General features: G+C 33.7%; 13 protein-coding genes and 2 pseudogenes. 8 read left to right on the top strand and 7 right to left on the bottom strand.

The features are described from left to right. A pseudogene (locus AC1Z3S_RS19530) lies at positions 1 to 317 on the bottom strand (primase C-terminal domain-containing protein); the annotation flags it as partial. Between the two features lie 678 nt (positions 318 to 995). Between AC1Z3S_RS19530 and AC1Z3S_RS19525 the strand changes: the two are divergent. After that, complete coding sequence (locus AC1Z3S_RS19525) at positions 996 to 1,985, top strand: AAA family ATPase (protein WP_461741764.1); 990 nt, start codon at positions 996 to 998, stop codon at positions 1,983 to 1,985. Beyond that, positions 1,969 to 2,283: a hypothetical protein gene (locus tag AC1Z3S_RS19520; RefSeq protein ID WP_461738558.1), complete on the top strand. Its 315-nt coding sequence runs from the start codon at positions 1,969 to 1,971 to the stop codon at positions 2,281 to 2,283. Before AC1Z3S_RS19525 ends, AC1Z3S_RS19520 begins: the two co-directional genes overlap by 17 nt. A gap of 112 nt (positions 2,284 to 2,395) precedes the next feature. On the opposite strand, the gene AC1Z3S_RS19515 is transcribed toward AC1Z3S_RS19520, so the two are convergent. Both AC1Z3S_RS19515 and AC1Z3S_RS19510 read right to left on the bottom strand, forming a co-directional pair. Beyond that, the gene (locus AC1Z3S_RS19515; RefSeq protein ID WP_461741763.1) at positions 2,396 to 2,596 is read right to left on the bottom strand and encodes a hypothetical protein; all 201 of its coding nucleotides are present in this window, start codon (positions 2,594 to 2,596) and stop codon (positions 2,396 to 2,398) included. 121 nt (positions 2,597 to 2,717) lie between these two features. Continuing rightward, the gene (locus AC1Z3S_RS19510; protein ID WP_461741762.1) at positions 2,718 to 3,113 is read right to left on the bottom strand and encodes a hypothetical protein; all 396 of its coding nucleotides are present in this window, start codon (positions 3,111 to 3,113) and stop codon (positions 2,718 to 2,720) included. A gap of 252 nt (positions 3,114 to 3,365) precedes the next feature. Between AC1Z3S_RS19510 and AC1Z3S_RS19505 the strand changes: the two are divergent. Further along, a pseudogene (locus AC1Z3S_RS19505) lies at positions 3,366 to 4,492 on the top strand (IS3 family transposase). A 70-nt stretch (positions 4,493 to 4,562) separates the two neighbouring features. On the opposite strand, the gene AC1Z3S_RS19500 reads toward AC1Z3S_RS19505, so the two are convergent. Continuing rightward, positions 4,563 to 5,081 (bottom strand): HdeD family acid-resistance protein, encoded by a 519-nt coding sequence (locus AC1Z3S_RS19500; protein ID WP_461741761.1) that lies wholly within the window; start codon positions 5,079 to 5,081, stop codon positions 4,563 to 4,565. 177 nt (positions 5,082 to 5,258) lie between these two features. On the opposite strand from AC1Z3S_RS19500, the gene AC1Z3S_RS19495 reads away from it, so the two are divergent. Beyond that, positions 5,259 to 5,516 (top strand): hypothetical protein, encoded by a 258-nt coding sequence (locus tag AC1Z3S_RS19495; protein ID WP_461741760.1) that lies wholly within the window; start codon positions 5,259 to 5,261, stop codon positions 5,514 to 5,516. A gap of 587 nt (positions 5,517 to 6,103) precedes the next feature. Here the strand turns inward: AC1Z3S_RS19495 and AC1Z3S_RS19490 are convergent. Beyond that, on the bottom strand, positions 6,104 to 6,340 hold the full coding sequence (locus AC1Z3S_RS19490) for a hypothetical protein (RefSeq protein WP_461741759.1): 237 nt from the start codon (positions 6,338 to 6,340) through the stop codon (positions 6,104 to 6,106). 212 nt (positions 6,341 to 6,552) lie between these two features. Continuing rightward, positions 6,553 to 7,146 carry a TetR/AcrR family transcriptional regulator gene (locus AC1Z3S_RS19485; RefSeq protein ID WP_461741758.1) on the bottom strand — a complete coding sequence of 198 codons (594 nt, stop codon included), beginning with the start codon at positions 7,144 to 7,146 and terminating at the stop codon, positions 6,553 to 6,555. Positions 7,147 to 7,732: 586 nt separating this feature from the next. Here AC1Z3S_RS19485 and AC1Z3S_RS19480 point away from each other — a divergent pair. The 4 genes from AC1Z3S_RS19480 to AC1Z3S_RS19465 all read left to right on the top strand — a co-directional run bounded on the left by AC1Z3S_RS19480 (position 7,733) and on the right by AC1Z3S_RS19465 (position 11,457). Next, the gene (locus AC1Z3S_RS19480; protein ID WP_461741757.1) at positions 7,733 to 9,754 is read left to right on the top strand and encodes an autotransporter outer membrane beta-barrel domain-containing protein; all 2,022 of its coding nucleotides are present in this window, start codon (positions 7,733 to 7,735) and stop codon (positions 9,752 to 9,754) included. 134 nt (positions 9,755 to 9,888) lie between these two features. Then, the gene (locus tag AC1Z3S_RS19475) at positions 9,889 to 10,422 is read left to right on the top strand and encodes a hypothetical protein (protein WP_265460419.1); all 534 of its coding nucleotides are present in this window, start codon (positions 9,889 to 9,891) and stop codon (positions 10,420 to 10,422) included. Positions 10,423 to 10,487: 65 nt separating this feature from the next. Then, complete coding sequence (locus tag AC1Z3S_RS19470; RefSeq protein WP_265460418.1) at positions 10,488 to 11,090, top strand: hypothetical protein; 603 nt, start codon at positions 10,488 to 10,490, stop codon at positions 11,088 to 11,090. Positions 11,091 to 11,121: 31 nt separating this feature from the next. Beyond that, on the top strand, positions 11,122 to 11,457 hold the full coding sequence (locus tag AC1Z3S_RS19465; RefSeq protein ID WP_265460417.1) for an EF2685/EF0750 family sortase-dependent surface protein: 336 nt from the start codon (positions 11,122 to 11,124) through the stop codon (positions 11,455 to 11,457). A gap of 260 nt (positions 11,458 to 11,717) precedes the next feature. Here the strand turns inward: AC1Z3S_RS19465 and AC1Z3S_RS19460 are convergent, their stop codons facing one another. Next, the gene (locus AC1Z3S_RS19460) at positions 11,718 to 11,828 is read right to left on the bottom strand and encodes a topoisomerase DNA-binding C4 zinc finger domain-containing protein (RefSeq protein ID WP_461741765.1); all 111 of its coding nucleotides are present in this window, start codon (positions 11,826 to 11,828) and stop codon (positions 11,718 to 11,720) included. Between the last annotated feature and the right edge of the window lie 20 nt (positions 11,829 to 11,848).

Genomic DNA, 11,848 nt, shown 5'->3' with positions numbered 1-11,848 from the left:
ATTAAAAACGTGTTGATTTGTTTCAAATTGTTTTCAGCATGGCCTTTGACAATGCTTTTTTCTTTGTCAGCATAGGTCCCAAAACTATAGACGTTCGGTGTCCAATGCGTAAAACCATCCAAGTTATTTAAAATGGCTTCTTCTGAAGTCAAGACAACTCCACGGCCGGCGGCCATTTTCTCTTTTGACCGGAAACCGAATATAGCACCTTTTTTTCCATCCGATTTGTAGTCAATTGGTTTGATCTTGCTGTTTTTGAATTTATACTGACGAATGCCTTGTTTTAAGAACAATGAATAGACTTCTTGGATTTGCATATGAACACCACCTTTCGATTTTGAGTACAAAAAAGAGGACACCAAATAACACAGTGTCCTCAACTTTAAAAAAAGCTTAAAATCATGCCAAATCTCAATGAACTCGCACTCAAATAAGCCTTTTCGTATTGAATTTTTTTTCAAGATTTGATAAAATACAAGTGGTTAGGTTTGTATTTTAAACCCTAAAAAAGAAAAGACATCTGTTCCGTAACAAACACAATTTATGAGTTGGTGCTCATAAAAGTGTTTGTCTTTTTTTATTCTCTGTAATTGTAAACATTTGTCCAGCACTTTGTAAACAGCATAATTGAAAAAATATTTTAGGAGAAAAAGAGAAAAGGAGACTTTTCTCCTGAAATTAAACAATCAAAATTTAATCAGCAAAAAGAGAAAAGGAGAAAAAGGGAAAAAGAGATTTTTCTCTTTAATTGAATTAAAACGCTAATTTACTAGTCTCTTACATTTAGGAGAAAAAGAGAAAAAGAGATTTTTCTCTTTTAAAGTTAAAAAAGAGAAAAAGAGAAAAGGGGACTTTTCTCTTTTTTTCGTTCTTTAAACTTACACCTTAAAAAAGGGAAAATTTCTCCTAAATACATTTATTGATGGTAATTCAATAAATAATGTTGTATAATGTTTTTAGGAGATAAAATACATTTTACAGAAAAGAGGCCTATTATGGATTATCAGAAATTGGTTCTTCAATTGACTAAGAAATGTCGGACAATCATCAATGCTAATCAAAAAGGTGGAGTTGGAAAGACAACGTCTACAGCTGGTGAGTCGATGGTAGCTACTTTACCAAATGCAATGTTTAATAAAAATGTTTTGCTTATTGATTGGGACATTCAGGCAAACGAAACTAGTTTGATGGGAAAAACTTTCGATACAAACTTTCCCAAAACAATATATCAATGTATCTTAGACGAAGATTTACAATCAGGAATAGTCAAGTTAACTGATAATTTACACATGATAGCAGGCGGAAGAGACATGGCCGAGCTTGGAGACCATTTAGAAGACTTATACCCAAAAGAGGGCAACCCAAACTACAAAAAAGATAGGACGTTTCACTTTACGAAGCTCCTCGATAAAATTAAAGATAATTACGATTATATCTGGATTGATGTTGGGCCTAGTACAGATATCAAAGTTGATAATGCTATGGTTTGTGCAGATTACTTCGTGATTACACAAGAAACAAAAACCTATTCATTTGAAGGTTCCCTTGACATCATCAATGAATACTTTCAAACACTAATTGATGATTTCGGAGACGATTTTAAAGGAGAAGTCCTTGGACTGTTACCATTCCTACTACAACCAAAAAGGGAACTTCATCAAACAATCATTGATAATACAAGAGAAGCATTTGGTGACAACTTCACGTTTAACGCTATAGTTGGTAACTCAAAACGGTTGGAAGATTACCCAGAATACGGTATTACCGTCATTGACCACCATGACAGAAAGGTTTTTGCGCTGTTTGCTGACATATTCTGTGAAATTGAAGAACGAATCGCACTTTTTGAAACTCAAGGCGATATCCCCGAGGACTACCAATACCAGCCTAAATTCTTAAATGGTAACAAATTTACCAAACTTGCAAGAGAATTGGATTTGTCAACATACGAAGTTAGGAGTGAGCAGCATGCCATTAACCAATAGACAAAAAAAGGAACGTCCTACTGTTGCCCAAGTTGCAAATACTTCCAGAATAAATGAGGAAAAACAAGAAGAACCGACAATAGCTTTCAACACAACAAAAAAAAGTGATTCTCAAAAAAGAAAAACTATTAAAGTTGATCCTGACATAAAAAGTCTGATAGAAATTTTTAGTGATTTTGATGGAACAAGAGAATATGAAACTTTAAGGAACATGGCCGAATTTTACTACAAGAATAATTATGATGAGAGAGCTCAAAGAATTATTGCGAACATTCAAAGCAACAAGTATATTGGATAAAAGGGAAAAGGGGACATTTCTCCTTTTCTCTTTTTCTCTTTTATACAAAATGTTGAATAACCTTGTTTTAGTGGTAATTCTGTTAAAAATACCGATAAATTAGTTTTATAATCTAGGAGAAATTTCTCTTTTTCTCTTTAGTTCCGTTACAATCAAAATTCAAAAATTCACCTAAAGAGATACCTTCAAATGCCAGCAAGACTTCAAAAGTTTTCTTGTCATATGCTATTTCGTTTTCTCCGGTTTCCAGATTTATAACCTCAATTGAGCTGTTTCTTTTTATCATTTCATAAACATCGGTAGTTAAAGACACAGAATCACCTCCAGATTTCAGTTGGTAAAACAGGTACATATTGGAGTATTGTTAAATAGTCATTGCCACCATGACATAATATGAAAGCTTCATTTATCAAAACTATTATGCATTACTTCAGCTATTTTTTATGGGCGTTAAGAAGTGATTGATATTCTTTGTCCGTAATTTTTCCATCCAGACTGCTAGTAGAAAAAAGATGAATGAACATTCCTTGAGTCTCTTGTGCTTCTTGCATAGCTTGTCTGACTGTTTTTGTTTTAGGTATAGAATTGTAAGCTGCTTTCTTCTCACTGTCAGTAAAGATTAGGTCAATTCCAAAGCCACCCATGACCCACACAATTTCAAACGTATAACCAGGGTATCGTAATTGTAAAAAATTTATGAACTGAAATTTTTCATCTTCCTCTAGCCAATAATCATCCAAACAGACATGTTGAGAGTGACCGCTCAATGTATTACCAGTTTTATCAAGTGATAATTCCTCAACCATTTTTAAAAAATCTAACTTTCCCATAAAAATTCCTCCTTCAGTGATATTTCTTATCCTTTAAAGATTTCAATGTGCCTGATTTGTCCAGATGGAATAGGGGTCTTTCCAATAAAAATATTCAAGTCATCGTAACCAATTATCTTGCCAATAACATCCTCTTGAAAATGGTTCGCTTCATTTCATTCATTAATTTGCACTGGTGTTAGTACCAAATCTTAGACAGCTTTTCGTAGAGACAAGAATAAATTAAACTTATCTACGAGAGGATGAATTTTTATGACCCGATATGAAGAAAATTTTAAACAGATGATTGTTGAACTGAATCAAACTGGACGTTCTGTTCGAGGGTTGGCGAAAGAATATGGCTTATCTGAAGCAACGATTTACAAATGGAAGAATTTATATTTACCTAATCAGTCCACGGGACTGACTGGAAAAGAAGTGGCTGAACTGAAAAAAGAAAATGATCGTTTGAAAGAGGAACTTGAAATCTTAAAAAAAAGCCGCAGCCATATTCTCTCGGAAAACCTAAATTCGCTTGTTCAATTTATTGGAAAATGAGGTAAGAATTACACTGTTTCTTTATTGTGTCGGTTATTAGAAATCTCTAGAAGTGTCTATTATTTTTATAAGAACAAACCATTGACAGTTACAGAAATCAGAAATAATAAGTTGAAAAAGAAAATTTCAACAATTTTTTTTACGAATAAACAACGCTATGGTGCCACAAAGATCCATCAAGTTTTATTAAAAGAAGGTATTTCAGTATCTCTTAAACATGTCCAAAAGCTAATGAAACAATTAAATTTAAGGTCGATTGTAGTTAAAAAATATAGACCTCAAAGGTCTAATAAACCGATAATTTAAAAGAGAACCTCTTAAATCAGGACTTTTCTATTAAGACTATCTGTGAGAAATGGGTAGCTGACATTATTTACATTCCTATTAAGAAAAATGGTTGGTGTTACTTATCTTCAATCATCGATTTACACACGAAAAAGATTATTAGCTATACATTTTCAAAACGAATGACTGTGGATTGTGTCATTCAAACGCTTAACAAAGCAAAAATGCATTATCACATTCCAGAAGGAATGATTCTACACACTGATTTGGGCAGCCAATACACAGCCAGAGAAGTGGAACAATGGCTTGAAACCAACAAATTAAGGCATTCTTATAGTAGAAAGGGGACACCTTATGATAATGCTGCAATCGAATCTTTCCAGGCCTCATTGAAAAAGGAAGAAGTCTACACGACTAGCTACTCAGATTTTGAAGAAGCAAATCGAGAACTATTTAGTTACATTGAAGGATTTTATAACCGAAATCGAATCCATAGCTCGATTCACTATCTAACCCCACAGGAGTTTGAAGAGTCGGAAAAAGTAAAAATGGCGTAAACGTCTCTACTAAAATTTGTCTAAGATATTGACTCAAATCCAAAAACCTCACTTTAATGGTGTATGTTTTTTAAAAAGCATACACCATTAAAGAAATTCCATTTAACATAAAATAAAAACCAACTAGGAATGCAAGCGTTAAAGCAGATGTAAGCGGATTGAATAGCAGCATACACCCAACAATTATCCCCAATACATTTAGAATAATTGTAAACCAATAATAACCATTTGCACTATCTTTATAGATAGACGATGTGAAGATAGCTATAATAGAGTCGACAATAAACCAAATTGCAAATACAAACGGTAAAGCTAATAAACCTGCGGAGATATTAAACAGAAAGAAAATTCCGACCAGGAAATCAAATATTCCTAAAAAAAATAAAGCTGTTGCATTTTGGTTTGTCAGTTCATGAATTTTACGCCTAAAAAATAATTCAAATCCACCTTTCAAGATTGCAGATAAAGCAAATACATAAACGATGGCCAATAGGCTACTTTGCGGATCTCTAAAGGCAATTAAAGAAACAATAATGAATACTACTCCTATTAGAAAATAGGGCCAACTAAATCCTGTTTTTTTTCCCATGATTATCACGCTCCTTCCATATATCTATTATCAGATTAACATTTTTTATTTAATAGTAAAAACGATAAACTACCAAATTTAAACGAAAGTGATTATTTGAGTATCTAAAGTCTTTTGTTTTACTTTTTATGATAAAAAATATATAATATTGAGTACAAAAAGAAAGTGGTGAGTCACATGACGGATTATGAAAAAAAAGAAGATAAGGTGTTAGCTAACATTGCAGACACGGTAGTAAAATTAGATACAGAATTAGATAAATTAGATGCATTGAATGAAGATAAAGATAAAAAACATGAAATTAAGAAATGGTATGCAGAAAGAAAAGCTCTCCATGAAATTAAGCATATTCTTCATGAAGTTGGAAAATATGCAAAATATGATGAAGATGAAATGAAGAAAATTGATACCTACTTTGAAAATTTCAACGACTAGAAAACGAGTCAGAATCCCGTGCTAACGGAATTCTGACTCGTTTATTTGTCCATGTTGGATTGTACTATTGATTACAATATCTCTCCCTGAAAGACTCCTCGACAACTGTTCTAGATTAGTTTTCTAAAGGGAATTATTTATTGTTCTCCAGACAGCTATTTTCCTCTGACCAGAAGTCTTAAAGTTTCCAAACTGAAAAGGACTTTTCGACTGATATTGTATCTCCGAAAAGTTTTCCTTGATTCTTATAGACATCAATTATGTTAATATACCTAACTCTAATTATCAAAAGAAGCCAGTTCATTTTGTGAACTGGCTTTTACTTTACATAAGTTACGTTATATCAAGTAGATTAATTCCGTCGTTAATTGACTTAAGTTTTTCTTTCAATCCTAAAAGACATCATTCCGGGGCTAGTTTCATTCTAAAAGCCAACTCATCGAGATGGCTTCCCTTATACAGCCGCGTTCACTAAATTCATGTAATAGAACACTCATCAAGGGTTAATCAGTTTTAAGCTTTTTTTGAACCTTCCTAGAAACTTGAATTTAAGTTTTATTTCTTCTTACTTTTCGAAACTGGGTACTCTATTCATAACTTTTCTTTCCTGCATGTGTAAAAGTTGCACTTATGCCACTTAATATTCCAATTCCGATTAGCCATTTTGAAGTTGTTAACACCCCTATAGACACGCATGTACCAGATATAATGATATGGGCCTTTTCATTAATTTCCAAAGCTCTTTTACTTGGTACTGGAACTTCCATATTCCAATCAATACTTTTGTTTAGTTTATTTAGTTTTTGATTCAACTCTTTTATCATATTTTTTCTCCTAATGTAGGAATAAATGAATCAATGGGTTTATTAATAATAAACAGCCAACTAGACTCAAATATTTACCATAACGTTCTTTTTTATCATAAAGAAAATCCCAATGGCAATAACCAGAAAAGTAATGATTGCCATAATTACTATTACGTTACCTAAAAAAGGTTCAAACCAGTTCATCATTGAGTTAAACATGTTTATGATTCTCATTTTTTTGTCTCCTTAAACAATTTTGTTAAAGTATTATCTAGTAAAAAATTAAAGGTTTTTTCTGTACCCTTAAGTGTATCGCTGTCCACTAAGGACAAGAAAAGAATAGAATGAATGATGTTTATGACGTCGTCTTCAGGTAATAATAAGGTTAACTTTGAGCGTGTAATAACTGTTCTAAAAATTTCCGAACTTTTCATTTTTAGGTGCTCAATTTGTTCTTCAGGCAGTTTCGCTAAAAATAAGACGTACTCAGAGCTATTTAAATCATAAAGAGCTGGATAAGCTTGATATTCTTTAAATAGAAATTTCAATCCTTGTTTGAAACCATCAATTTTTTTATCCGATTCATCTAAATTTTGTGACCAAATATCCAATAATTTATTTTGAACATTTCCTAAAACATCTATAAACAAGTCTTCTTTTCTTTTGTACACGAGATAAAAAGCTCCCGATGAAATTCCAACTGCTTTGGTGAGTAAAGGAATATTAGTTTTTTTATAACCTCTCACTCGCCAACTTTCTTCACAAGCTACTTGTAAGTTGTTTTTAATATTAGCAATATCTTCTTCAGTAAAACCTCTAGTCATTGTTGTCACCTTCCAATTACATGAATATAGAATATCACATTTTCACGAATAATCAAACAAATATATTCATAACACGAAAAATAGCTTGAAAAAAAATAAATCTTTCAAATGTGAAGCCACTAAACTTTGAACTAGTTCACATAATTCTTTACGCTACCAATTCACATTGAAACTCTAGTGATTTGAATTTTTTTTTTAGTTAGTGGTGTTAACTATTTTTCATTTGCAAGAATAAAACATAAAATTCCTTTAAATTATTTATGATAATAAAATTTTTTTAGAGAAAAAAAAATCACAATTTTGATGTTTAATTACCTGAATACTACAATTTGTTTATTGATGAGATATACTTAAAAAAAAAATGATATATTAATAATTTTTTATGGGTTTTATTTGTTCTTCTATCTGATTCTAGTTTTATATATAGTTTGAAAAAGTTGAATTAGACAAGTATTCCTGTTATTATCAATATCTTCGTTGAAACGAAAGGAAAGATGACTGAATAAAAAAACATAAAAATACTAATTTTCAAAAAAAACGACTATGATGACTATATTCTTATTGAGAATCGAGGAAAAAGAATATTATGAAGAAAAATTCAATATTGCTAATTATAGTAGGAATAATATTGCTCTTTATTGTGAAACCTGACAGAGCAAATGCTGCAACAATTCCTGATGGCTATACTTTATATACAGTTTCTAACTATTCACAATTCAAGACAGCTATGAATGCAGGGACGACAACAAAAAAATATATACTACTTAACAGTGATATTGTTTATGGTTTTTCTAGTGGTACCGCGACTACTTCTACGACGAGTACTGTTGAATCCTTGTACTATACAACAGATACGATTATCGATGGCTCTGGTACATCAGGCACATCTAAATATAGCTTATTGTTTGGATACACAGGAACGACCAATGCTTACTCTGCAGACTCACCTCTTCGCATTTTGAACTCTAATTTAACCATTACGTTCAAAAACCTATCCATAGGAAGTTCAACATACAAAAATTTTACGAATGGAGGATTAGTTTATCCATATACCGATCAAGGAACAAGTATGAATCTTAATGTTGTCGTTAATAATGTCACATTCAATATTTCTGGATTTAATGGAACGCCATTTAATAGTTATTATGCAGATAACAATACCATTACATTCCAGGGAAACAATACGTTCACAAGTTCAAGTACAACCAGTGGTGCTTATTTCTCCTCTGCCTTTGAGAATCTGATTTTTGATTCTGGCAGCAACACAACTATTAGTGTCGCAGGGAGTGGGACTTCAGAAGTTTTTTCTGGTGAACAAGATACAGGGACTCTAAATATTACGCTGAATGATGGGGCAAATTTGATTGTCAGTAATGGAAAAACTACCTTAGCTAAATCAAATGCATTTACATTAAATGTAAATGATAGTGCCTCATTCACATATAACCTAGTAAACGGAAGTGGTTCTACTACTGCAGGAGGGTTGAATACATCTAGCTCAACAACTATTAATGCAGGCAACAACTCAATAATAGACTTTGAGTCAACAAAAACCAGTGTTACCAGTTGGGGGTTAAATGGAACTACAACCCTTAATACAACTTCTCCAAAAAAAGTTGTATTTGCGACCAATGCTGCTACGCCAAATGCTTTATTTACAAACGCTTCTATGACAATAAATAGAAAAGATTCTATCAATACAAATAATTACCAATCTAGTACGCTTTCTGCAGGTGCTACAACGACAAGCGACTATGTAACCTATGACGTTGCTGGATCTTCGATTGTTTCTTCTTCAAACACGGCAGGTAAAACAGCCTGGGTATACGAACCTATTATTGCAGTAACTTCTGTAGACGTTGATTCTACTGTCGCAATGGATCAAAGTGATTTAAATATCAACGGTCTAACTACTACTAATTCTTCGATTACTACATCAGAAGTTAATTCGAAAATAGCTGATCATGCCTTAGTTTCAGAGGATTTAACTACAAATACTGCTCAAACAGCTATAACAAACACTACTTCCAATGATTTAATCAATGAGAGTGTTACAAATTCAGGTACAAGTATATATAGTGACCTAAAAGCGCAAACTTATTATATATACACTCAGTTAAGGGGGCTCCTTTCATACTCAACTGCTGCAGGTAATTTTACGACAAGTTCGACTAGTAAGTGGGTAGAAAACGAATATGCTTTACCTGTAGGAATTTTCGTTGAATTTCCTACTGAGGCTTCTTTTTCATCCACTATGATGGGGGATTACACAAGCGAGCATTATAGCATCATTAACCATAGCAATACGAATGTTTTTGTCAGTGTTTCAGCATTTAAAACGCTAACGACTGAATTTGGTATTGTTCCAGAACTAGCTGATAACTCTATTCATCAAACCACACTGGATTTAAAGTTATCTGCCCCATTGACAGAGAACATACTGTCAATGGATTTAACAACAGTCAATACTTCTTCTGCAATAGAGCTCAGTTCTTATATAGAAAATAGCACGAATGTTGGAACATTTTACTTTGTGGGTGACTACTCAGGGCCATTAGACGGCATCAGAAATAGTACTTACACACTCAGTTTCAATGTCAGTCACTAAAGATGACAACTTTGAATCTTTTTAGACGAATACTCACCAACCTTTTCAGATAGCATGATAAGGCTGGAATAATTGCAGATATTCAATATACATTGACTGTCGTCATCGGCAGCTAAGAAAGTGAGAAAAGACAAGTGAAGAAAAAAAATCAGAAAACAACCAAAAGAAAAAAATGGATAATCATAGCTCTGCTGCTTTTACTAATTTCCGCCATCGGAGGTGGACTCTACTGGTATTTCTCCTCAAACACTGAGGAAAAAACAGCGACAGTTGTGGCCGGTAGCTTCTTACCAGACGGAAAAGATGCGGCCGCAATGACCGATGATGAAATTGCGACTTACGCCCAAGCGGAAGTTGATGCTAGCCAATTTCAAATGATTATCGGTTCGGAAATTCAAGTGGACAGTCAAGATGATTCAAGTGATCTCTATATCCAAAACCCACCCACTAATGCTTATCCGATTGCGGTCACAATCACCTTAGATGACGGCAGGGTAGTCTATAACTCAGGAGCTATTGCCGTTGGTTATGAAGTCAAAAATGCCACGCTAGATACTCATTTGGATGCAGGTACGTATACTGGGACGGCCTTATTCAAATTGTACGATGCGGAAACTTCAGAAGCAAAAGGTCAAGTTGCTGCAACGGTTAGCTTCACAGTTGCTTGATAAAAAAACAATATAAAGGAGAACCACATATAATGAATAAAAAACTTTTAGGTACACTTTTAGGAATGGGCACTCTTGCCACACTTGGATTAGGTGGGACAACTGCACATGCCGCCGAATCAACCATTAACAACGGAACTAACACTGGTGATGTGCAGATTAACGGAACATTAGGTCAAAGTAATACCGATCCCGAGGCCCCTATCAATGAAGGGTCTGATCAATGGATTAATGTAACCTTGGATACAGCAACCATCTTTTACAATACTGCAGGAAGCACGACTATCGAGTCTCCAACCTACGCTATTACCAATAATTCTGGGCGTCCGGTGAGCGTGATTGCCTCTAAAATTACGAAAACCAATGAAGTGGATGTATCTGCGATTTCTTCATTAGCTGTTAATCTAACTAGAAATGATAACGGAGCTTCCTCAACAGCTTCTTTAGTTTCAGCTGGAACTACTGGAGTGACAGGTGCCACTAGTTTAGTGTTAGCCAATAACGTTGGTCAAGTTGCAAAGACGGATACCGCAGCTACAGACAGCAGCACCGTTAAAAATAATGCCGCAACATTCAAATATGACGGGACTTTGTCTTCAGCTCTTACTGACAAGATTGCGCCAACGTTCACCATGACATTAACTTTCGCGGCTCAAAGCTGGAGCTAAAAATTTATACTCTACAGAGGAGTATTTTTTTATGAAAACATATAAGCTAGGTTTACTTACCCTCCTCTTTCTTACAATGGTCAGTGGAATTTTCCCGGTAGATGTAAGTGCAAATGAAGGAACTGTAACGATTGCTGGAACCTTATCCCCAACTGAAACAACTGAAACCGCCAGTAGCTCCAGTAGTTCAGAGGAGATCCAACAAATTAGCAGTACAACGTATGAGGTTTCTACAGACCATCAAAAAAGCAGTAAATTACCACAACTTGGTGACTACTCCTTATCCTCTCTAATCTGCTTAATTTGTGGAATCAGTGTACTCGCAATTGCTCTATATTTTCTATATAGAGAACGTAAACACACTTGATTTAATCATAATTTGCTAAAGCTATAAGTTTGTGATACTCAATATTCCACTTAATAAGAAGTGTTTAAAGAGGTAAAAAAAGTAAGGATCAAAAACATGATATGTTTTTGATCCTTACTTTTTTTCTTAGGAAGATGTTTAAATCATTACTAGCAGAAACAATAATAAATTGCTCAACGCCAGTAAGTGAAAGTTATATGGATATTTGAGTGACTAGCACAATCGATTATCTAAAGTCAACGTATCAGAATCATACACAACTAATCTCCCATTCTTCTGGTGAACCGGCATCTAGGAAAGTTTGTGCATCCATAAAATTTTCCATATTTTCCATTAATAAATTTTAATGGTGACTGACAATCAGGACAGATATCTACTCGAAGAAATTTAC

The organism is Enterococcus sp. LJL90 (assembly GCF_056924355.1).
The sequence above is the reverse complement of the archived record's forward strand: the minus strand, read 5'-3'. Positions and strand labels throughout refer to the sequence as shown.